This is a genomic window from Quadrisphaera sp. INWT6 (assembly GCF_015390235.1).
Lineage (GTDB): Bacteria > Actinomycetota > Actinomycetes > Actinomycetales > Quadrisphaeraceae > Quadrisphaera.
This window is the reverse complement of sequence record NZ_VUOH01000002.1, coordinates 123,214-143,653: the sequence shown is the minus strand read 5'-3', so window position 1 is coordinate 143,653 and position 20,440 is coordinate 123,214. Positions and strand designations below refer to the sequence as shown.

21 protein-coding genes are annotated in these 20,440 nt (G+C 76.7%); 14 read left to right on the top strand and 7 right to left on the bottom strand.

Going from position 1 to position 20,440, the window contains the following annotated elements; genetic code table 11:
- Window positions 1–29 precede the first annotated feature (29 nt).
- The 3 genes from F1641_RS05595 to F1641_RS05585 form a co-directional block, all read right to left on the bottom strand.
- Window positions 30–1,502 (bottom strand): MFS transporter, encoded by a 1,473-nt coding sequence (locus tag F1641_RS05595; RefSeq protein ID WP_206690665.1) that lies wholly within the window; start codon window positions 1,500–1,502, stop codon window positions 30–32.
- Between the two features lie 149 nt (window positions 1,503–1,651).
- Window positions 1,652–2,566, bottom strand: a complete 915-nt coding sequence (locus tag F1641_RS05590; RefSeq protein WP_194903511.1) for a shikimate dehydrogenase — start codon at window positions 2,564–2,566, stop codon at window positions 1,652–1,654.
- Window positions 2,567–2,600: 34 nt separating this feature from the next.
- The gene (locus F1641_RS05585) at window positions 2,601–3,191 is read right to left on the bottom strand and encodes a hypothetical protein (protein WP_194903510.1); all 591 of its coding nucleotides are present in this window, start codon (window positions 3,189–3,191) and stop codon (window positions 2,601–2,603) included.
- A 230-nt stretch (window positions 3,192–3,421) separates the two neighbouring features.
- On the opposite strand from F1641_RS05585, the gene F1641_RS05580 reads away from it, so the two are divergent.
- From F1641_RS05580 to F1641_RS05550, 7 genes are all read left to right on the top strand, one after another.
- Entirely contained in the window at window positions 3,422–3,679 is a 258-nt protein-coding gene (locus F1641_RS05580) for a hypothetical protein (RefSeq protein ID WP_194903509.1), read from the top strand.
- Window positions 3,676–4,743: an FAD:protein FMN transferase gene (locus F1641_RS05575; protein WP_194903508.1), complete on the top strand. Its 1,068-nt coding sequence runs from the start codon at window positions 3,676–3,678 to the stop codon at window positions 4,741–4,743. Before F1641_RS05580 ends, F1641_RS05575 begins: the two co-directional genes overlap by 4 nt.
- Complete coding sequence (locus F1641_RS05570; protein WP_206690664.1) at window positions 4,740–5,393, top strand: ferric reductase-like transmembrane domain-containing protein; 654 nt, start codon at window positions 4,740–4,742, stop codon at window positions 5,391–5,393. The genes F1641_RS05575 and F1641_RS05570 overlap by 4 nt, the downstream gene beginning before the upstream one ends.
- The gene (locus F1641_RS05565; protein WP_206690663.1) at window positions 5,390–6,751 is read left to right on the top strand and encodes an NADH-ubiquinone oxidoreductase-F iron-sulfur binding region domain-containing protein; all 1,362 of its coding nucleotides are present in this window, start codon (window positions 5,390–5,392) and stop codon (window positions 6,749–6,751) included. The genes F1641_RS05570 and F1641_RS05565 overlap by 4 nt, the downstream gene beginning before the upstream one ends.
- Window positions 6,748–6,969, top strand: coding sequence for a ferredoxin (locus F1641_RS05560; RefSeq protein ID WP_206690662.1), 222 nt, complete (start codon window positions 6,748–6,750; stop codon window positions 6,967–6,969). The genes F1641_RS05565 and F1641_RS05560 overlap by 4 nt, the downstream gene beginning before the upstream one ends.
- 43 nt (window positions 6,970–7,012) lie before the next feature.
- Window positions 7,013–7,195 (top strand): hypothetical protein, encoded by a 183-nt coding sequence (locus F1641_RS05555; RefSeq protein WP_194903507.1) that lies wholly within the window; start codon window positions 7,013–7,015, stop codon window positions 7,193–7,195.
- A 200-nt stretch (window positions 7,196–7,395) separates the two neighbouring features.
- On the top strand, window positions 7,396–7,872 hold the full coding sequence (locus tag F1641_RS05550) for a hypothetical protein (protein WP_194903506.1): 477 nt from the start codon (window positions 7,396–7,398) through the stop codon (window positions 7,870–7,872).
- Window positions 7,873–7,875: 3 nt separating this feature from the next.
- Here F1641_RS05550 and F1641_RS05545 read toward each other — a convergent pair whose 3' ends face one another.
- Together F1641_RS05545 and F1641_RS05540 are read right to left on the bottom strand one after the other, a co-directional pair.
- On the bottom strand, window positions 7,876–9,117 hold the full coding sequence (locus F1641_RS05545) for a sugar MFS transporter (protein ID WP_194903505.1): 1,242 nt from the start codon (window positions 9,115–9,117) through the stop codon (window positions 7,876–7,878).
- A 149-nt stretch (window positions 9,118–9,266) separates the two neighbouring features.
- On the bottom strand, window positions 9,267–9,698 hold the full coding sequence (locus F1641_RS05540; protein ID WP_194903504.1) for a hypothetical protein: 432 nt from the start codon (window positions 9,696–9,698) through the stop codon (window positions 9,267–9,269).
- Window positions 9,699–9,841: 143 nt separating this feature from the next.
- On the opposite strand from F1641_RS05540, the gene F1641_RS05535 reads away from it, so the two are divergent.
- The 5 genes from F1641_RS05535 (at window position 9,842) to F1641_RS05515 (ending at window position 16,439) form a co-directional block, all read left to right on the top strand.
- On the top strand, window positions 9,842–10,564 hold the full coding sequence (locus tag F1641_RS05535) for a response regulator transcription factor (RefSeq protein ID WP_194903503.1): 723 nt from the start codon (window positions 9,842–9,844) through the stop codon (window positions 10,562–10,564).
- Window positions 10,561–12,126 (top strand): HAMP domain-containing sensor histidine kinase, encoded by a 1,566-nt coding sequence (locus F1641_RS05530; RefSeq protein ID WP_309225413.1) that lies wholly within the window; start codon window positions 10,561–10,563, stop codon window positions 12,124–12,126. The genes F1641_RS05535 and F1641_RS05530 overlap by 4 nt, the downstream gene beginning before the upstream one ends.
- A 257-nt stretch (window positions 12,127–12,383) precedes the next feature.
- Window positions 12,384–14,435, top strand: a complete 2,052-nt coding sequence (locus tag F1641_RS05525) for a glycosyltransferase family 39 protein (protein WP_194903502.1) — start codon at window positions 12,384–12,386, stop codon at window positions 14,433–14,435.
- A gap of 402 nt (window positions 14,436–14,837) precedes the next feature.
- Entirely contained in the window at window positions 14,838–16,115 is a 1,278-nt protein-coding gene (locus tag F1641_RS05520) for a bifunctional glycosyltransferase family 2/GtrA family protein (RefSeq protein WP_194903501.1), read from the top strand.
- A gap of 117 nt (window positions 16,116–16,232) precedes the next feature.
- A complete protein-coding gene (locus F1641_RS05515) occupies window positions 16,233–16,439 on the top strand; it encodes a hypothetical protein (RefSeq protein ID WP_194903500.1) in 207 nt (68 codons plus the stop codon).
- Here F1641_RS05515 and F1641_RS05510 read toward each other — a convergent pair.
- Window positions 16,344–18,512, bottom strand: a complete 2,169-nt coding sequence (locus F1641_RS05510; protein WP_194903499.1) for an MMPL family transporter — start codon at window positions 18,510–18,512, stop codon at window positions 16,344–16,346. The genes F1641_RS05515 and F1641_RS05510 overlap by 96 nt on opposite strands.
- A gap of 86 nt (window positions 18,513–18,598) precedes the next feature.
- Between F1641_RS05510 and F1641_RS05505 the strand changes: the two genes are divergently transcribed.
- Together F1641_RS05505 and F1641_RS05500 are read left to right on the top strand one after the other, a co-directional pair.
- On the top strand, window positions 18,599–19,084 hold the full coding sequence (locus F1641_RS05505; RefSeq protein ID WP_309225412.1) for a MarR family transcriptional regulator: 486 nt from the start codon (window positions 18,599–18,601) through the stop codon (window positions 19,082–19,084).
- Between the two features lie 113 nt (window positions 19,085–19,197).
- On the top strand, window positions 19,198–19,707 hold the full coding sequence (locus F1641_RS05500) for a hypothetical protein (protein WP_194903497.1): 510 nt from the start codon (window positions 19,198–19,200) through the stop codon (window positions 19,705–19,707).
- Window positions 19,708–19,746: 39 nt separating this feature from the next.
- On the opposite strand, the gene F1641_RS05495 is transcribed toward F1641_RS05500, so the two are convergent.
- On the bottom strand, window positions 19,747–20,280 hold the full coding sequence (locus F1641_RS05495; RefSeq protein WP_194903496.1) for a hypothetical protein: 534 nt from the start codon (window positions 20,278–20,280) through the stop codon (window positions 19,747–19,749).
- Window positions 20,281–20,440: the final 160 nt, after the last annotated feature.

The following is a 20,440-nucleotide window of genomic DNA, read 5'->3' as shown; positions in this document are numbered from 1 at the left end:
CCGCCCGGCCTCGGACGGTCCCGGAGCCGTCAGACGTGCAGCGCGGGGGCGTCGCCGCCGGAGACCCGCGTGCCGCGGGGGACGGCGACGGCGGCGACGACCGCTGCGGCCACCAGCAGCGCAGCACCGCACCAGAACACCGCGGAGTACCCCGCGACCAGGTCGGCGGGCGCGCCCGTGGTGCCCGCGACGCCGACGTAGACCGTGGTGAGCACCGCGAGGCCGACCGATCCGCCGAGCTGCATCGCCGCGGTCACCGCGGCGGAGGCCGCCCCCGCGTCGCGCGCGTCGACGCCCAGCAGCGCCACGTTCTGCAGCGGCACCAGGGTCAGACCCATGCCGACGCCGAAGACGAGCAGCCCGGGCAGCACCTGCACCCAGTAGCTGCCGCCGGGGCTGATCTGCGAGAGGTACCCGATGCCGACGGCGCCGACCAGCGGTCCGACCACCAGCTGCAGGCGCGGCCCGACCCGGTCGAGCATGCGCGTGGACCGCGGCACGGTGGCCATGATCGCGACGGTGATGGGCAGGGTGCCCAGGCCCGCCAGCAGCGGGCTCATCTGCAACACCACCTGCAGGTGGAAGGCCAGGTAGAGCATCGCGCCGACCATCACGGCCCCCACCAGCGCCTGGACGCCCAGGGCGCCGGCGCGCACGCGGTCGGTGACCACGCGCAGCGGCAGCAGCGGGTGGGCGCTGCGGTGCTCCACGAGCGCGAACAGCGCGAGGCAGGCCAGGCCGGCCACGACGAGCGCGACGGCCAGCGCGGTGCGGGTGGAGTCCTCGACGAGGGTCAGGCCCACCACGAGCAGGCCGAAGCCCGCCGTGACCGCTGCGGCGCCGGGGACGTCGTAGCGGCGCTCGCCGGCCGCGCGGCTCTCGTCGAGCAGGCGCGCACCGGCCACCACGCCGCTGATGACGAAGGGCACGTTGACCAGCAGGCACCAGCGCCACGAGAGGACGTCGGTCAGCACCCCGCCGGCGAGCAGGCCGACGGCTGCTCCGGCTCCCGACACCGCCCCGAAGATCGCGAAGGCCTTCGTGCGCTCCGGTCCGCTCGGGAAGGTCACGGTCAGGATGGCGAGCGCCGCAGGTGCCATCAGCGCGGCGAAGACGCCCTGGCCGGCGCGGGCGAGCACGAGCTCGACGCCGGTGCCCGCGAGGCCGCCCCAGACCGAGGCGGCGCCGAAGCCGACGAGCCCCACGAGGAACGTCTTCTTCCGGCCGGTGAAGTCGGCGATGCGGCCGCCGAGCAGCAGCAGCGCACCGAAGGCGAGGGCGTACGCGGTCACGACCCACTGCCGGGCGGAGTCCGACAGGCCGAGGTCGGCCTGGGCGTGGGGGAGGGCGACGCCGACGATCGTGCCGTCGAGCACGACGAGCAGCTGGGTCACGGACGTGATGACCAGCACCCAGGTCGCGTGGTGCGGTCCGCGCGGGCGCGGCGTCGAGGCGGGTCCCGCGGCGGCGGGAGGGGTCACGGGGCTGGCTGCAGCAGGCACAGCGGGGCTCCTTCGAGGTCCGAGGGTGCCGTCGTCGGGGTTTCCAGCCCGGATCGCCGTGCAGCGACCGCCCCGGCTCTGCAGCCGGACGCGAACGGAGGGTGTGACTGCTCACGGGTCCGAGGAGCCGCAGCGAGCCGGTGAGGAGTCTAGCCCCGAGCAGTGGCTCCGGGCACACGACGCGCGTCGCCGGGTGCGGTCTCCCGGGCCAGCAGCTCGACCAGGTGCGCGCGGACACGTGCGGCGTCGGGCTCCCGACCGGTGAGGAGGCGCAGGGAGTCGACCGCCTGCCCGGCGGCCATGCCGGAGCCGTCGAGCGCGCGCCGTCCTGACGCGCGGGTCCGCACCACCAGCTCGGTGAGCAGGGGCCGGTAGACCACCTCGGCGACCCACGCGTCCGCGCGCAGCCGGTCGGGGTCGAAGGACGGTCCGGGGTGGTGGTCCATGCCGACCGGGGTGGCGTGGACCACGCCGTCGGCACTCGCCCACAGCGCGTCGTCCGCGCTCGCGACGCGGACGGTCGCCGCCGGGAACAGCGCGGCGCACCGCTCGACGAGGGCCCGCGCGCGCTCGCCGTCGACGTCGTGGACTCCGAGGGTGCTCGCCCCGAGGTCGAGCAGCGCGTACGCGGTGGCTGCCCCCGCGCCCCCGGCCCCGACCTGCAGCACGGTGGCGAGCCCGCCCTCCAGCGGGCCGCCGGGCGCAGACCGCAGCGAGGAGCGGAAGCCGGTCCAGTCGGTGTTGTGGCCGGTGGCACCGGCCTCGGTGAACCGCACCAGGTTGACGGCCCCGAGGCGCGCGGCGTCGTCGTCGAGGCGGTCCAGGTGCGCGATGACGCGCTGCTTGAAGGGGTGCGTCACGTTGACGCCGCGGTGGCCCTCACGCCGCAGGTCGCGCAGCAGCCGCCCCAGGTCGGCGTCCGAGGTGGCGGCGCCGGCGACGTCGACGACGTCGTAGTGGTAGTCGAGGCCGAGCAGGCGCCCCTCCTGCTCGTGCATCGCCGGGGTGAGGGAGGCGCCGACCCCCTCGCCCAGGAGGGCGACGCGGAAGGGCGAGGCGCTCACGCACCCACGGTAGGCGCGGGCGGTCCCAGACCGGTCACACCCGGGTGTCGACCACGAGGCCCTCCTCGAGCTCCGTGGTGAGCTGGTCGAGCGTCACGCCCTTCTGCGAGAGCAGGTCGGTCAGGTCCGTACCGGACCGCAGCTGGCCGAGCAGGGTGTCGGCGTCGGTGCCGAGCAGGTCGCTCAGGGCGCCGAGGGTCGTCTGCTGCGCGCTGGTCAGGGAGCCGCTGAGCACTCCCGTCGTCGCGCCCGCCGGGGGCGGTCCGTGGTGGCCGCCGGCGCCGCCCGGCCCACCGGCGCCGCCCGGCCCGCCGACGCCCGTGGCGGACGCCAGCGCCTCCACCAGGGCGTCGGCGTCGGCGCTGTCCTGCAGCTCCTGGGGAGCGCCGGCCTTCAGCGCCGAGAGCAGGTCGTCGCGGGAGACGCCCTGGGCGTCGGCCACGTCGAGCAGGCTCTCACCGCCCTTCAGCGCGCTCATGACCTCGTCGGTGCTCAGGCCGAGAGCGTCGGCGGCGGTCCTGACGTGGCCCGGCACCCGCTCGGAGCGGGCGGTCGCCGACGCGCCGCTCGCCCAGGTCGCGGAGGTGGTGGGGGTGCAGGTGGCGCTGCTCGTCGTGAGGCTCATCGGGGTTCTCCTGGCGTCGGTGGCTCGTGCTGTCCACCCCTCGATCGGCCGCGCCGCGCGCGTCGCTGAGGGCCGTGCAGCGATGCACAGGGGACTGATACGCGCTGCACAGGAAGTGCGCCGCCGCCTCCACAGGGGCCGGACAGGGAGCGCCCAGGGCCGGGCCACCGCGCCTCCCGACCATCGACACCGGGCCGCAGCGAGCGGCCCGGACGCAGACAGGGACGGGAGTGGTCGTCGTGGTGGGCGAGCGCGAGAAGAGCAGGAGGCGGGCCGGCCTCGTGGTGGCGGTCGCCACGAGCGCGGCCCTGGTCGGCGCCGTCACCGTCGCCGGGGTCGCGGCGGCGGAGGCCTCCACGACGACGGACGCCACCGGGACGACGACCTCCACCTCCTCGACCACCGGCGGCGGCTCGACGAGCTCCGACCAGGGGTGGGTCACCAGCGGCAGCGCGGGCTCCTCCCACGCCGGGTCGAGCGGGTCATGAGCACCACCGTCCTGCACCGCCGCCACCGGCCTCGGGCCACCACCCGCCGCGCCACCCGCCCGGACACCGCCGCGGCCGAGTGGTCCGTGTGGACGACGACGGCGCGCCTCGTGGTCACCGACCCCGCCGTCCTGCCCGCCGCGCGAGCGCTGGTGGAGGAGCGGCTGGCCGCCGTGGACGCTGCCGCCAGCCGCTTCCGCCCCGGCTCCGAGGTGGTCCGCGCCGCGGCTGCGTCGCTCGCCGGCGCGCCCGTGCGCGTCAGCGCGCTGCTCGCCGACCTCGTCGAGGTCGCGCTCGACGCCGCCGAGCGCACCTCGGGAGCCGTCGACCCCACGCTCGGCCACCACCTGGAGGCCCTCGGGTACGACGACGACCTCGACGTCGTCCGCGCCCGCACCGCCGCACCCGCGGCGGGTCCGGCGGCGCCGTTCCGGCTCGTGCGCGCCACGGCCGGCACCGACCCCGCGGCGCTCCCGCGCCCGTCGGCGGCGTGGCGGGGCGTCGTCGTCCTGCCCGGCGCCGACCCCGACGGGAGCGCGCTGCTGTGGCTGCCCGCCGGGGTGCTGCTCGACCTCGGCGCCACCGCCAAGGCCCGCGCGGCCGACCTGTGCGCCCACGCCGTGGTCGAGCGCTTCGGCGGCGGCGCGCTGGTGTCCATCGGCGGCGACGTCGCCACGGCCGGCCGCGAGCCGTCCGGGGGCTGGCAGGTCCGGGTGCAGGACGGCGACGGCGAGCCCGCCAGCCTCCTCGCCGTCGGCGGGGTGCGTGGCGTGGCGACGTCGTCGACCCTGCACCGCCGCTGGGCGACCCCGGCCGGCCCGGCGCACCACGTGCTGGACCCGGCCACCGGGCTCCCCGCGGAGCCGGTGTGGCGGACCGCGTCGGTGGTCGCCCCCAGCTGCGCCGAGGCGAACGCCCTGAGCACCGCGGCCCTGGTGCTGGGCGCCGCCGCTCCCGCGTGGCTGGCCGAGCAGCACGCCACCGCCCGCCTGGTCGGTGACGACGGCGACGTGGTGCTGGTCGGCCCCTGGCCCGCCGAGCCGGTGACGGAGGAGCAGCGGTGAGCGACGCCCTGGTCGACGCCCTCTGGTACCTCGGCCGCGGCACCGGTGTCGCGGCGCTGGTCCTGTTCACGGCCGTCGTGGTCGCCGGGGTCCTGGTGCGCCGCGGTGAGAGCGCGCCCGGGCTGTCGCGCGCCGCCGTCGCGGCGGTGCACCGCTGGCTCAGCCTGTCGGCGCTGGTCTTCCTCGTGGTGCACGTCGCGACGATGCTCGTCGACCCGTACGCCCAGCTGGAGCTGGTCGACGTCGTCGTGCCGTTCCTGGGCGCGTGGAACCCGTTCTGGCTGGGCCTGGGCACCCTCGCCCTGGACCTCGTCGCGGCGCTGGTGGTGACCAGCCTGCTGCGCCACCGCTTGGGGCTGCGCGCCTGGCGGGCGGTGCACTGGGCGGCCTACCTGTGCTGGCCGAGCGCCGTGCTCCACACCCTGGGCACGGGCACCGACGCCGGCACGTGGTGGATGACGGCGGTCGTGGTCGCCTGCACCGCCGCGGTGGGCGGCGCCCTCGTGCTGCGCCTCCTGCCCCGCCGGGTGCCCGCGCCGCGCCGAGCGGCGGCCCCGCTCGACGCCGCCGCGACGGGCGACCGGCGCGACGTCCCGGCCCACCTCGCCGGACTGCGGCGCGAGCCCGTCGGAGCGGGGGCCCGGCGGTGACCGCCCTGTCGTTCCCCTCCGCGCCAGCCGGCCCGCCCCCGGCGCTCCTGGCGACCACCACGAGCCGCCGCCGCCTCATGGCGTGCGCCGCTCCCGACCTCGCGTCGCACCTCGCGCTGGTCGGGCCCCTCCCGGACGCCGCTCGCCTGCCCGGGGTGCGCGTCGCCGAGCTCGCCGCGGAGGCCGGCCTCACCGGCCGCGGCGGCGCCGCGTTCCCCACCGGCCGCAAGCTCGCCTCCCTCGGGGAGGCGGTGCGCTCGGGGCGCCCGCCCGTCGTCGTGGCCAACGGCGCCGAGGGCGAGCCGGCCAGCAGCAAGGACCACGCCCTGCTCGCCCACGCGCCCCACCTCGTGCTCGACGGCCTGGCCCTCGCGGTCCGCGCGGTCACCGGGGCCGTCGGCAGCTCGGCCGGAGGAGCCGAGGCGCACCTCTACGCCCCCGCGGAGGTGGTGCGCACCCTCGCGCCGCTGCTCGTCGAGCGCGCCGCCGCCGGTGTCGACGAGGTCGCGGTGCGCAGCACGGCGGCTCCCGACCGGTTCGTGGCGGGGCAGTCGTCGGCGGTCGCGTCGGCCGTGGCCGGCGGGCCGGCGCTGCCGCGCACGCCCTGGCCCCCGCCGCGGCTGGTGGGCGCGGGGACCGCACAGCGCCCCGGCCGTCCGACGCTCGTGATGAACGTCGAGACCCTCGCGCACCTCGGGCTGCTCGCGCGCCTCGGCGCCTCGTGGTTCCGGTCGGTCGGCACCGATGACGAGCCGGGCACTCGCCTGGTGACCGTGAGCGGCGCCGTCCGCACACCGCGGGTGGCCGAGGTCGCCGGGGGAGCACCCCTCGCGGACGTCCTCTCGGCGGCCGGCGGAGCGAGCGAGCAGCTGTCGGCGCTGCTGGTCGGCGGCTACCACGGCGGCTGGGTCCCCTTCGGGGAGCGCGCGCCGCACACGGCCTCGCTGCCCCACTCCGGCAGCGCGCTCGCGCCGTGGGGTGCCGACCCCGGTGCGGGCGTCGTCATCGCCCTGCCCTCGCGCGCCTGCGGGCTGCGGGCGGGGGCCGACGTCGCCCGCTACCTGGCGGCCCAGACCGCCGGCCAGTGCGGCCCCTGCGTCAACGGCCTGCCCACCCTGGCCGAGCACCTGGAGGCGCTGGCCGACGCCGGCGCCGCGGTGCCGTCGCGGCAGCACAGCCGCGAGGGGCTGGCCCGCCGCGTGCACGAGCTGCACCGCGTGGCGGGGCTGGTCGACGGGCGCGGCGCCTGCCACCACCCCAGTGGGTCGGTGCGCCTGGTGCGCAGCACCCTGATGACCTTCGCCGACGACGTCCAGGCCCACCTGGGCGGGCGCTGCCTGGCCCGGGAGGAGCGGTGAGCGCGGTGGAGAGGCTGCACGTCGACTGGACGCGCTGCGACGGCCGGGGCCTGTGCACCGAGCTGCTGGGCGAGCTGCTCGCCGAGGACGACTGGGGCTACCCGGTCTCCACCACCGGCGAGGTGGCCCCCGCCGTCCCGCGGCGGCTGCAGCGGGCGGCGCACCTGGCCGTGGGGGAGTGCCCGCGGATGGCGCTCTCGCTGCGCCCGGCCCCGTGAGGCGTCCCTCGCCAGGAGGTGATCACGCTCCTACTGTCCCGCCATGTCGAGCGCCCGGCCCTCAGCCCTCCACCGCTGGTCTCCGCTGCACCCGCCGCTGGCCCGGTTCGCGCCGGCCCAGGCGCCGGAGGTCGTCGCCCCCGACGACGCCGACCGCGGCGGCCGCGCGAGCGTCGTCGACCCGCGCGAGGGCCGTCCGTCTCCCACCCCCGTGGACGCCGGGTAGGCGGGGCGACGCCGCGGGACCGGTCGCGACGCTCGCGGGTCGGTCGGTGACCGTCCGCCGACCGTTCCCACGGTCGGACCACGCCCTGCGGGCGCTCGACGGCGGCCTGCCGGCCCGGCGTTGCGCGTCTGCCTCGGCAGACGCCAGCATCCGGGACTGCCAGGTGTGGAGCCCCCGCGCCGGTGTCCCAGGAGGTCGGCGTGGGCGAGTCCCCCACCGCAGCGCTGCTGCTCGCTCTGCTCGTCGGCATCGGTGCCCTGTACGTGGCCGTCTGGGCCTTCCGGCGCCGGATGGCCCAGCCCAGCCAGCGCCCGGGTGACGTCGGCTCCTCCCGCTGGAGCCTGGACGGCGGCCTGCGCCTGGTGTCCGGTGAGCAGCCGGGGCTGACCCGCAGGTGGCGCCACGGCCGGGTCACCGTCGACCCGGGCCTGCTCACGCTGCGTCCCTACCTGTTCGGGCTGAGGTTCCTGCCGATGCGCACCGTCACCGCGGGCGTGACCGGGATCGACCTGGCCGGTGAGCAGCGGGCCGGTCTGGCGAGCCTGCTGACCGTCAGGCCCGGGGCGCGGCTCGTGCCCCTGACGACGACGACCGGGGCGACCCTCCAGCTCGCGCTGGTCACCTCGCAGACGACCGAGCTGTTCACGGTCCTGGCGGCCGGCCCCGCGCGGGCCTGACGGTCAGCCGGCGGCGCGCCCGGCGCCGAGGGCCTGCCGGTCCACCAGCCGGTTGAGGCGCTCGGAGACGACCAGGCCCAGGGCGGCGATGACCGCGAGGAACAGCGGTAGCACCCACAGCCCCGCTCCCGAGGAGATCGCACCGAACAGCGGCGGTGCCAGCGTCGCGCCGGTGTAGGCGGCGGCCATCTGGATGCCGATGACGGCCTGGGAGTTGTGCCGCCCGAAGTTCGCGGGCGTGGAATGGATGATCGCCGGGTAGACCGGCGCCGAGCCCAGGCCCGCGAGCACCAGGCCCGCCAGCGCCAGCACGTCCGACTCGAGCGGGACGGCGAGCAGCGCGACACCGACGAGCACGGCCGCGAAGCCCCAGCGGATGAGGGCGCGGTCGCCCAGGCGGTCGGCCACGAAGCCGGTGAGGAAGCGGCCCGCGGTGATGCCGATGAGGAACAGCGACGCGAACGCCGCGGCCGTGGCGGGCTCGACGCCGCGCTCGCGGACCAGGTACGTCGAGGCCCACAGGATCGACGTGCTCTCGACGGCGCAGTAGGCGAAGAACGCCACCAGCACGAGCGGCACCCCGGGCACCCGCAGCGCCCGGGCGAGCGGCACGTGGCCCGTGCTCGCCGAGCCGCCCGCCTCCCCGGCCCCCGCGGCTCCGGCGCCGTCGGCGGGCAGGCCACCTGCCGCGACGGGGTTGACCTTCCCCCACAGCGGGATGCTGGCGAAGAGCGCCGCCGCGAGGGCCACCTGGACCAGGCCGATGGTGAGGTAGGCGCTCGACCAGCCCCGCCCCGAGGCGATCGCCCAGCTCATGACGAACGGGCTGACCGAGGCCCCCAGGCCCCAGCACCCGTGCAGCCAGCTCATGTGCCGCGCGGCGTAGTGGAGGGCCACGTAGTTGTTGAGGGCGGCGTCGACGGCGCCCGCGCCCAGCCCGAAGGGGACGGCCCACAGGCACAGCAGCCAGAACGAGCCGGACAGCGAGAACCCGACGAGGGCGGCGGCGGTGAGTGCCACGCTGGCGGCGGTGACGACCCCGGCGCCCAGGCGGCGCGTGAGGCGCTCCGAGGCCAGGCTGGAGACGATGGTCCCGGCGGAGATGATCGCGGTGATGATGCCGGCGAAGCCGACCGGGACGCCCAGGTCGCGCTGCATCACCGGCCAGCCGGCACCGACGAGGGAGTCGGGGAGCCCGAGGCTGACGAACGCGGCGTAGATGATCGCCAGGAGGAGCGCGTACACGGGTGGGGGTGCCTCTCGCAGGGACGCGGGGCGCGCCGTGCGCGGTGCACCCGACCACCCACCGACCGCCACCGGAGCGGCTCGATCGTACGCAGCCGCGGCCCCCGGACGGGGCTGGGCGCGCGCCCCCGCGGCGGGCGGTCAGCCGCTCAGGTGCTGCTGGTGGTCCCGCCGGTGGTCCCGCCGGTCGTCCCGCCGGTGGTCCCGCCGGTGGTTCCCGGAGCCGTGCCCTGCTGGCCCTGCTGGCTGAGCTGGCCCTGCTGCCCGAGCTGGCCCTGCTGGCCGAGCTGGCCCTGCTGGCTCGTGCCCCCCTGCGACGTCGACCCGCCGGGAGCGCCCATCTGGCCGGGGAACCCCGCCCCGCCGCCACCGCCCATCGCCCCGGGGCCGCCCTGCCCGGAGCCGCTGGCACCCACACCGGCGGACGCCGCCGCGGGAGCCGTCACCCGGCCGATGCCCACGCCGCCGAGGAGCCCGACGGCGAGCGCGCCCGCGGCGACGAGGGCCGTCACGCGGCGTCCGACCCCCGGGGCGGCGTCGCGCACGGGGTCCTGCGTGGGGAGGGTGTCTGTGGTGGTCATGCCAGGACGTTCGGTGCGTGCGCTGCCCCGGCGCTGCAGGGCGCCTGTGCGCCTCCTATGACGCCCCCACCCGGGACGGACCTCATAGCCGGACCACAGCAGACGCCCAGACAGGACGGCCACCGCCGGACGACACTGAGCGCATGAGCACGAGCGAGGCGCTGCTGCGCACCGACGGCAGCCCGGTGCGGGCGCTCGTCGTCGACGACGAGCCCCAGCTGGCCGACCTGCTGTCGATGGCGCTGCGCTTCGAGGGGTGGCAGGTGCGCTCCGCCGGTGACGGCGCCGCCGCGGTGCGGGCGGCGCACGAGCTGCGCCCCGACGTCGTCGTCCTCGACGTCATGCTCCCCGACGTCGACGGGCTGACCCTGCTCGGCCGGCTCCGCGAGGAGGTCCCCGACGTCCCGGTGCTGTTCCTCACCGCCCGCGACTCCGTCGAGGACCGCATCGCCGGCATCCGGGCCGGCGGCGACGACTACGTCACCAAGCCGTTCAGCCTGGAGGAGGTCATCGCCCGGCTGCGCGGCATGGTCCGCCGCTCCGGGGCCCTCGCCCCGCGGGCCGACCCGCGCCTCGCCGTGGGCGACCTGACCATGGACGAGGAGAGCCACGAGGTCTTCCGCGGCGACGACGAGGTGGTGCTCACCCAGACCGAGTTCGAGCTGCTGCGGCTGCTGATGCGCAACCCCCGCAAGGTGCTCAGCAAGGCGCACATCCTCGACCGGGTCTGGAAGTACGACTTCGGCGGCCAGGCCAACGTGGTGGAGCTGTACATCTCCTACCTGCGCAAGAAGGTCGACGCCGGGCGCGAGCCGATGATCCACACCGTGCGCGGCGTCGGGTACGTGCTCAAGCCCGCCCCGTGACCGGCGCCCTGACGAGGCTGGTCCGCGTGCGCGCGTGGTCGCTGCGCACCAAGCTCGTGGTCGCGCTCGTGGCGCTGGTCGCCGTCGTGTGCGCCGCGGTGGGGACGGCGACCGTCGTCGCCCTGCGGCAGCTGCAGCTGGCCCAGCTCGACGCGCAGCTGGTCAGCTCCGCCGAGCGCGCCCCGTTCGCCGGTGAGCGGTTCCGCGCCGGGGGCACCTCCGCCCAGTCCGAGGAGCCCTCGCAGCCCGCGTTCCGAGGACAGGACCGCTGCACCTCGTCCACGGCCGACGAGGAGGCGCAGGCCGCCGGCATCGGCTTCCTCCTGGCCCCCGGCCAGGCCCCCGGGACGCTGGCCGCCCGGGTGGCCGACGGCCGGGTCACCGCCGCCGCCTCGCTGGAGGGGTTCTGCGCCGTCACCGCCAGCAGCGCCGACGCTTCGGCGCTCGCGGAGGTCACCGCCGGCGGGACGCCCCGCACCGTCGACGTCGGCTCGCTCGGCACGTACCGGGTCGTCGGCGTCACCAGCGGAGACGACGTGCTGGTCACGGGCGTGCCGCTGTCCGGGCTGGAGGCCACGCAGCGCCGCCTGGTGGCCGTGGAGCTCGTCGTCGCCGTGCTCGCCGTGCTGCTGGCGGGTCTGGCCGCTGCCGTCGTCGTCCGCCGCTCGCTGCGCCCCCTGCGCAGGGTCGCCGCCACCGCGGCGCAGGTCAGCGCGATGCCGCTCGACCGGGGTGAGGTCTCCCTCGCCGTGCGCGTCCCACCGCGCGACACCGACCCCCGCACCGAGGTGGGCCAGGTCGGCGCGGCGCTCGACAGCCTGCTCACCCACGTCGGCTCAGCGCTCGCGGCGCGCCACGAGAGCGAGCAGCGGGTCCGCCAGTTCGTCGCCGACGCCAGCCACGAGCTGCGCACCCCGCTCGCGTCCATCCGCGGGTACGCCGAGCTGGTCAACCGCGACCCGGCGGCGCTCCCCCCGAACGCCGCGCACGCGCTGGGACGGGTCGAGTCCGAGGCGAAGCGCATGACGGGGCTGGTCGAGGACCTGCTGCTGCTGGCCCGCCTCGACGCCGGCCGCCCCCTGGAGACCGAGCTGGTCGACCTGACGCGCCTGCTGCTCGACGCCGTCAGCGACGCCTCGGCGGTCGGCCGCGACCACGTGTGGCGCCTGGACCTGCCCGAGGAGCCGGTCGAGGTGGTCGGCGACGCCGCCCGGCTGCACCAGGTGGTGGTCAACCTGCTCACCAACGCGCGCACCCACACCCCGCCGGGCACGACCGTCACGGCGGGGCTGGCGACGACGACGCCGGGCCTCGTGGTCCTCTCCGTGCTCGACGACGGCCCCGGCATCCCCGCGGAGCTGCTGCCCCACGTCTTCGACAGGTTCGCCCGCGGTGACGGGTCCCGCTCCCGCTCAGCGGGCAGCAGCGGCCTGGGGCTCGCCATCGTGTCGGCGATCGTGGCCTCCACCGGAGGCACCGTCGACGTCACCACGCGGCCGGGGCAGACCGCGTTCCTCGTGCGGCTGCCGGTGGCCCCGCTGGAGTCCGAGGACCCCACCTGAGCCGTGGTGCCATCGGACCTCACGAGCACCTGCCCACCGTGATCATGGGCTTCCCGAGCAGGTGGCCCGCGGGCAGCGTCAGACCCTCACCCGGTGTCAGACCGCTGGGGCTGCATCCGGCCCCAGGGGTCTGACACCGCCGCTGCGGGGGCGGAGGCCGCTGGTCGCGGTGCGGCTGCCGGTGGCCCCGCTCGAGGCACAGTCAGCGCACAGGCTCGCCCGAGAGCCGCCCCAGCGCCCGCGCCGACGCTCTCCGCATGACACTGAGCTACACCGCCGCCGGGTCGGGGGAGGCCCCGCCGCTGGACGGGACCGTGCGCCGCGGAGGCGCGGGCACGCGCCGTCGTCCTCCGTTGGGGTGGCTGACCGCGCGCCGCGACGACGGTCCCGCCTGGGAGCGGCCCGCGCTGGTCGGCCTGCTGGTCGCGGCGGCGGTGGCCTACCTGGTGGGCCTGAGCGCGTCGGGGTGGGCCAACTCCTTCTACTCCGCCGCGGTGCAGGCCGGGTCGGTCAGCTGGAAGGCGTTCCTCTTCGGCAGCTCCGACGCCGGGAGCTCGATCACCGTCGACAAGCCGCCGGCGTCGCTGTGGGTCATGGCGCTGTCGGTGCGCGTCTTCGGGCTGTCGAGCTGGGCGATCCTCGTGCCGCAGGCGCTGATGGGGGTGGCGACCGTCGGCGTCCTCTACGCCGCGGTCCGCCGCCACGCGTCCGCCGGCGCGGCGCTGCTGTCCGGCGCGGTGCTGCTGCTGACGCCCGTCGCAGCCCTGATGTTCCGGTTCAACAACCCCGACGCGCTGCTCGTGCTGCTCATGACCCTCGCCGCGTACACCGTGCTGCGGGCGGTCGAGGGCGGGCGCACCCGGTGGCTGCTGGCCGCCGGGGTGCTCGTCGGGCTGGGGTTCCTCACCAAGCAGCTGCAGGTCTTCCTGGTGCTGCCGGCCCTCTCGCTCACCTACCTGCTCTTCAGCCCCCGCCGCGTCGGCGCCCGGGTGCTGCAGCTGCTCGGCGCGGGGCTGGCCGTCGTCGTGTCCGCCGGGTGGTGGGTGGCGCTGGTGGAGCTGTGGCCGGCGTCGTCGCGGCCCTACATCGGCGGGTCGACGGACAACAGCTTCCTGGGCCTGACCTTCGGCTACAACGGACTGGGGCGGCTGACCGGCGACGAGACCGGCTCCGTCGGCGGGGGCGGCGCCGGAGGCGGCGGCAACTGGGGTGAGACCGGTCTGGGCCGCCTGTTCAGCGGCGAGTTCGGCGGTCAGATCGCGTGGCTGGTGCCGGCGGCGCTGGTGATGGCGGTGGTCGCGCTGGTGCTGCTGCGCCGCCGTCCGCGCCTCGACGGACAGCGCGCCCAGGTGGTGCTGTGGCTGACCTGGCTGCTGGTCACCGGCCTGGTGTTCAGCTTCATGTCCGGGATCATCCACGCGTACTACAGCGTCGCCCTGGCGCCGGCGGTCGCCGCGCTGGTGGGCGTGACGGCGTCGCTGCTGTGGTCGCACCGCTCCTCCGCGCTCGCGCTGGGGACGCTCGCGGTGGCGACGGCGGGGACGGCGGTGTGGTCGTTCGTGCTGCTCTCGCGCAGCAGCGACTTCCTGCCCTGGCTGTCGTGGGTGGTCCTGGTGGCGGGCGTGCTGGCCGCCGTCGGGCTCGTGGCGCTGTCGCTGCGTCCCTCGATGGCGAAGGCGGTGGCCGCGGTGGCGCTGGTGGCCTCGCTGGCCGGGCCGCTGGCGTACACCGCGCAGACCGTGAGCACCGGGCACACCGGGTCGATCGTGTCGGCGGGGCCGACCGTGGCCGGCTCGATGGGCGGGTTCGGCGGTGGCGGGATGCGCGGTGGCGGCTTCCCCGGCGCCCAGCAGGGCACCCAGCAGGGCACCCAGCAGGGCACTCAGGCGGGCGGCACGGCCGACGGGACGGCGGCGCAGGGCTTCCGGATGCAGGGCGGCGGTGGCGGGACGGGCGGTCTGCTGAACGGCAGCACCCCGAGCGCCGAGCTCGTCGCGCTGCTGGAGCAGGACGCGAGCTCCTACACCTGGGTCGCCGCGACCGTCGGCGCCAACAACGCCGCTGGCTACCAGCTGGCCACGCAGGAGTCGGTGATGCCGATCGGCGGCTTCAACGGCACCGACGCCTCGCCCACGCTGGAGCAGTTCCAGACCTGGGTGGCGGAGGGCGAGGTGCACTACTTCATCCCCGGGCGCACCGGGGGCGAGGGCGAGGGCACGGCTGCCCAGATCACGGCGTGGGTGGAGTCGACGTTCACGGCCCAGACGGTCGGCTCGACCACCGTCTACGACCTCACCACCGGCTCCTGAGCCACTGCTGGGGCGAGCCCCCCCGGGCCGCCGGCCACCCCGCTCCGGGGGTGGCCGGCGGCCCGGCGTGCTGCGTGCGCTCGGCCGGCGCCGGCGAGGGGTGCCCCGAGCTGTCGGAACCCCGTCGCGAGGTGTCGGAACCAGGGCCGGGTGGCGACACGTCGCGCCGGGGTTCCGACACCTCTCGCCACGACGTCCCACCTCCCGCCGTGATCATGGACCTCCGGAGCACGAGGCACCCGGCGCCGCCTGGTCGTGGTGCTGCGGGGTGGCGGAGCCCCGCCGACACCACGGCCGAGGAAGGTGCTCCGGACGCCCATGATCACGGGGGAGGGGTGGGGTCATAGGCGGGGCACAGGAGGGGCACACCCGCGCGCGAGGCGGCGGGCCGAACCTCACCCCATGACGACGCCCCTGCTGGACGGAACTCCCAGCCCCTCCCTGCGGCCCGCGCGCGGGCTGCTCACGGCGGCGCCGGGGAGGCCGCTGCTCGACGTCGTCGTCCCGGTCTTCAACGAGGAGGACGACCTCGAGCCCTGTGTGCGCCGCCTGCACGCCCACCTGACCGAGGCGGTGCCGTACCCGTTCCGCATCACCATCGCCGACAACGCCAGCACCGACGCGACGGCGGCCGTCGCCGACACCCTGCAGGCGGCGCTGCCGGAGGTGGTGGCCGTCCACCTCGCGGCCAAGGGGCGCGGCCGGGCGCTGAAAGCCGTGTGGTCGGCCTCCGACGCCCCCGTGCTGGTGTACATGGACGTCGACCTCTCGACCGACCTCGCCGCCCTGCTGCCGCTGGTCGCCCCGCTGGTCTCGGGGCACTCCGACATCGCCATCGGCTCGCGCCTGGCCCGCGGCTCCCGGGTGGTGCGGGGGGCGAAGCGGGAGGTCATCTCGCGCTCCTACAACGCGCTGCTGCGGGGCAGCCTGGGGGCGCGGTTCTCCGACGCGCAGTGCGGCTTCAAGGCGGTCCGCAAGGACGTCGCCGACCAGCTGCTCCCGCTGGTGGAGGACACGGGGTGGTTCTTCGACACCGAGCTCCTGGTGCTGGCCGAGCGCGCCGGCGCCCGCATCGCCGAGGTGCCGGTCGACTGGGTGGACGACCCGGACAGCAGCGTCGACATCCTCCGCACCGCCACCGACGACGTCCGCGGCGTCCTGCGGCTCGCCCGCGCCTTCGCGACCGGCTCGCTGCCGCTGGCGGCCCTGCGCGCCCAGCTCGGGCGCCAACCCCTCGAGCCCGCCGTGCCGGGGGTGCCGCGCGGCCTGCTCGGACAGGTCGTGCGCTTCGGCGCCGTCGGGGTGGCCAGCACCCTGGCCTACCTCGTGCTCTACCTGCTGCTGCGGGGCGCCGTCGGACCCCAGGCGGCCAACCTGGTCGCCCTGCTGGTCACCGCCCTGGCGAACACCGCGGCGAACCGGCGGCTCACCTTCGGCGTCACGGGTCGCGGTGGTCTGGTCCGGGCGCACGCCCAGGGGCTGCTGGTCTTCGCCGCGGCGCTGGGCCTGACCTCCGGGGCGCTCGCCGCGCTCCACGCCCTGGCCGACCCCTCCCGCGCGGTGGAGGTGACCGCGCTGGTCCTCGCCAACGCCGCGGCGACGGCGCTGCGCTTCCTGCTCCTGCGCCGCTGGGTGTTCCGAGGTGCCTCCAGCCGGGTGAACGCAGGGCCTACCGGGTGACCCGAGGGAGACGCTCCGTAGCGGACGGCGGGGGTGGCGCCCCATGATCACCACCACCACCGCCACCCCCTCCACCACCACCGCCCAGCGCAGCCCCGCCGCCCGAGGAGACCCCCTGTGACCCTGCCCCTCGACCAGGTCCTCGACCTCGCGACCGGAGGCCTGCTGGAGCTGTGCGGAGTGCTGCTGCTCCTCGTCATCGCCGCCCGGGTGCGGGCGGCCAGGGCGTCAGCGCGGCGCCGCGAGCTCGCCGCCTCGGCGCCGCACGTCGTCGTCGGCACCGTGGTCGGAGCCGTCGTGGCCGAGCCGCCCGCGGGGCGCTGAGCCCCGGCGCGACAGGGCACCGGGCCACCAGGCCCGCCGGTCCAGCAGCGTGAACAGCGCCGGCACCAGGAGCGTCCGCACGAGCAGCGTGTCGAGCAGCACGCCCAGCCCCACGACGATCCCCAGCTCGGTCAGCGTGATGAGCGGCAGCACGCCGAGCACCGTGAACACCGCCGCCAGCAGCACGCCGGCGCTGGTGATGACGGCCCCCGTCACCGAGACGCCCACCACCACGGCCTCCCGGGTGCCGCGCGCCGGCACCTCCTCGCGCACCCGCGTGACGAGGAAGATGTTGTAGTCGACGCCGAGGGCCACCAGGAAGAGGAACGCGAGCAGCGGCACGCCCGTGTCCAGGCCCGGGTAGCCGAGCACCTGCGTCGCCAGCCAGTTCCCGGCGCCGAGCGCGGCGAAGAAGCTCGCCACCACCGTCGCGACCAGCACCAGCGGCCCGACGACGGCCCGCAGCAGGACCACGAGCACCGCCAGCACGACCAGCAGCACCAGCGGGGCGACGACGCGCAGGTCGCGCTCGGTGGCGACCTTGACGTCGAGGTCGCTCGCGGTGCTCCCGCCGACCAGGGACTCCCCGGGCACCGCGTCGACCGCGGTGCGCAGCCGCTCCACGGCGGCGACCGCCTCCGGGCTGCCCGGGTCGCCGTCGAGCACGGCGGTCACCTCGGTGATCCCGGTGCCCCCGTCGACCCCGGCGGCCTGCCGGCCGGCGCTCGCGGACGCCACGCCCCCGCTGGCCGACGCCGCGTCGACCACTCCCTGCACGACCGCCGGGTCGGTGCTGCGCACGACGATCTGCGCCGGGTCCGCGGCGCCGGCGGGGAACGCCGTCGCCAGGGTCTCCAGCCCGTCGACCGACTCCGCCTGCACCCGGAACTGCTCGGTCTGGCTCAGCCCCAGCCGCGCCCCCGAGAGCCCCGCGGCCATCACCGCGAGGACGGCGACGGCGACCGCCACCACCCGCCACGGCCGCTTCACCACGGCACGGCCCACGCGCGACCACGGCCCGCCGAGCGAGGTCTCCGCGGAGCCGACCCTCGGCACGAACGGCCAGAACACCCCGCGCCCGCACAGCACCAGGGCGGACGGCAGCACGAACAGCGCGAACAGCGCCGCCACCGCGATGCCCAGCGCACCGAACTGCCCGACGCTGCGGTTGCTCCCCAGCACGGCGAACGACAGCGCCAGCAGCGACAGCACCACCGTGCCCGCGCTCGCGGCGATCGCCGGGGCGGCGCCGCGCCACGCGCGCGCCATGGCCAGGCGGCGGTCGGGCTCGCGCCGCAGCTCCTCGCGGTAGCGGGCGATGAGCAGCAGGGCGTAGTTGGTGCCGGCGCCGAAGACCAGCACGTCGGCGATGCCACCCGTGGACGGGTCGAGCACGAGCCCCGTGGTCCGCGAGACGACGGCGAACAGCGCCGTCGCGGCGGCCGCCGACGCACCCACCACGGCCAGCGGCACCAGCCAGAGCACGGGGCTGCGGTACGTGACGAGGAGCAGCGCGGCGACCACGAGCACCGTGGTGAGCAGCAGTGTGAGGTTCGCGCCGTCGAACGAGGCGGCGATGTCCGTGGTGAACGCCGCTCCGCCGGTGACCTCGGCGGTGACCCCCTCGGGGAGGTCGGCGGTGGCCGAGCGCACCTCGGCGCGGATGCCCTCGACGGTCTCCGCCAGCGCCTCGGTGCCGCCGGCGGTGCTCAGCGGCACGGCGACCAGCGCCGTCGTCCCGTCCTGCGAGACCACGGGCGGGGCGACCGCCCCGCCCTCCGCGACGCCCGCCAGCTGCCCGGACAGCTGCTGGAGCGCCGCGGTGTCCGCCGCCTGCAGTCCGCCCGCCCGCTGGACGACGACGAGCGCGGACGTCGCGTCGGCCCCCGGCAGCTGCTGCGCGAGCTCGGCCACCTGCACCGACTCGGCGCTGGAGGGCAGTCCGGCGCTGACGCCGGAACCGCGGTCGGGGGAGGGGGCGAGGACCAGCAGGCCGACCACGACCAGCAGGCCCAGCACCACGGAGGCCCAGGCGCTGCGCCGTCCGACGGGTGCGTGCAGGACGCGACTCATGAAAACCTCTCGACGGTCGAAATGTTCGATGAGTGAGATGATGGAGCGCGAGGGGTGCCGGCGCAAGGCGGGGGAGGATGGTCGGCGTGGCGGAGCAGCAGGACGGTGCGCGGGCGCGGCTGCAGCGCGTGCTGGTCGACGACGTGCGCACGCTCGCGTACCGCACCCAGCACCTGGCGCACGCCTTCGCCGAGCAGCAGGCCATGCACCCGACCGACCTCGAGGCGATGGTCCACGTCATGCAGGCCGAGACCGACGGCGAGCCGCTGACCGCCGGCGGCCTGGCCGGAGCCCTGGGGCTCAGCTCGGCGGCCACCACGAGCGTGGTCGACAGGCTGGAGCGAGCCGGTCACGTGCAGCGCGAGCGGGCCGAGGGCGACCGGCGCCGCGTCCACCTGCGCATCACGCCCGCGGCGATGGGCGTGGCCGGCGCGTTCTTCGGTCCGCTCGGCCAGCGGACCGACGCGGTCATGGCGGCGTTCAGCGAGGACGAGCTGTCAGCGGTGCACCGCTTCCTCGTGGGGTTCAGCGGGGCGATGGAGAGCGCCGAGCGGGCGCACCGCGAGGGCTGAGCGCCTCCCGGCGACCGGCGCGCCGCCGGACGGCGCGCCGGGGGAGGTTGCGGTCAGGTGAACGCTCACCGGACGGCCAGGTGCAGCGCAGCCCGCGACCGCACCATGGCGTGGTGGGACAGCAGGCGAGCTCGCTGGTGGAGGGCGCCGACCCCGTCGCCCTCGTCCGGCGCTGGGAGGCCGCGCAGGGTCGCCACCTCGTCGACCCCGGGCTTGCGGCCTGGGAGGACCTCGACAGCGAGGCCGTGCTCGTGGCGCGCACCGCCTGGCGCGCCCCGGTGCCCGGGGGCACCCGCTTCTGGTCTCGCCGGCGCTACCCGAGCTTCGACGCCGACGGCGCGCCCGAACGCCTCATCGAGGTGCAGCTGCTGTCGGCCCACCAGCCGTGGGTCCGCGCGCGGCACTCCGACCTGCTGGTCGCCGGCTCGCTGGGGGAGCGCTACTGGGTCTACGCGCTGACGGCCACGCCCAGCGGCGAGGTGCACCTGCGGGCCGTCCAGGACCCGGCGAGCTCGGCGTGGGACCCGGCCTCCGCCCGCGGCGCCGCCGACGACCACGACCCCCTCTGGGTGCTGCCCCTGGGTCGCGTGGCCGCCCGCCCGGTGCTCGTCGCCGCCGCCTGACCCGCCTGACCCGCCTGGCCCGCCTGGCCCGGCCGCTGCTCAGTGGGTCAGCAGCACCTTGACCACGGCGATGAGCGACCCGGCGACCGCCAGCCCGACCGCGCTCCAGAAGGCGCTGCGCGAGGGGCCGCCGGGGACCAGCCGGCTCGTGACCGACCCGGTCGCCGCGAGCCTGACCACGGGCACGAGCACCGCCACCAGCTGGGCGGCGGCCGCCCAGCCGCCCTCCAGCCCCGCGAGGGCGGCGACGGCGAGGACCGCCGCGGGCGCGGCGCCCGAGGTGATGATCGGGGTGGCGTCGCGCAGCTCGGCCCGCAGGTGCAGCTCGGCCTCGTCGCGGCGGCGCCCGACCCCCTCGCCCACCCGGTGCGCCACGACGTGCGCCAGGTACGTCGTCACCATCGTCGCCAGCACGACGACGACGGCGCGTCCGCTGCGCACCGACTCCGGGGCGCACCCCACGACGGCCGCCAGCACGAGGACGTTGCCGTAGACGTACGCCGTGACGCGGCTGCGCACCCGCTCGAGGTCGGGGTGCTGGCCGTGGGCGGGGTGCTGGGCGGGTGGAGGCACGGCGTCGATCCTGGCCGTCGGGCGCCGGCGGGGCCTGCGCGGGGCCTCCGCGGGTGTGGAGGTCGGTGCAGGAGCCCGCCGTTCTGAGCTCCTGCACCTCGTGCGCGGCCCGGCCCCGGGGCGCGGCGGCGCACTGCGTCCATGAGACCCCGGCGCGGGC

Bases quoted from the DNA above. Each gene is read 5' to 3' on its own strand.
- F1641_RS05585 (WP_194903510.1), bottom strand. From the start codon at position 3,191: ATGAGCCTCACGACGAGCAGCGCCACCTGCACCCCCACCACCTCCGCG.
- F1641_RS05575 (WP_194903508.1), top strand. From the start codon at position 3,676: ATGAGCACCACCGTCCTGCACCGCCGCCACCGGCCTCGGGCCACCACC.
- F1641_RS05555 (WP_194903507.1), top strand. From the start codon at position 7,013: ATGTCGAGCGCCCGGCCCTCAGCCCTCCACCGCTGGTCTCCGCTGCAC.
- F1641_RS05540 (WP_194903504.1), bottom strand. From the start codon at position 9,698: ATGACCACCACAGACACCCTCCCCACGCAGGACCCCGTGCGCGACGCC.
- F1641_RS05535 (WP_194903503.1), top strand. From the start codon at position 9,842: ATGAGCACGAGCGAGGCGCTGCTGCGCACCGACGGCAGCCCGGTGCGG.
- F1641_RS05525 (WP_194903502.1), top strand. From the start codon at position 12,384: ATGACACTGAGCTACACCGCCGCCGGGTCGGGGGAGGCCCCGCCGCTG.
- F1641_RS05520 (WP_194903501.1), top strand. From the start codon at position 14,838: ATGACGACGCCCCTGCTGGACGGAACTCCCAGCCCCTCCCTGCGGCCC.
- F1641_RS05510 (WP_194903499.1), bottom strand. From the start codon at position 18,512: ATGAGTCGCGTCCTGCACGCACCCGTCGGACGGCGCAGCGCCTGGGCC.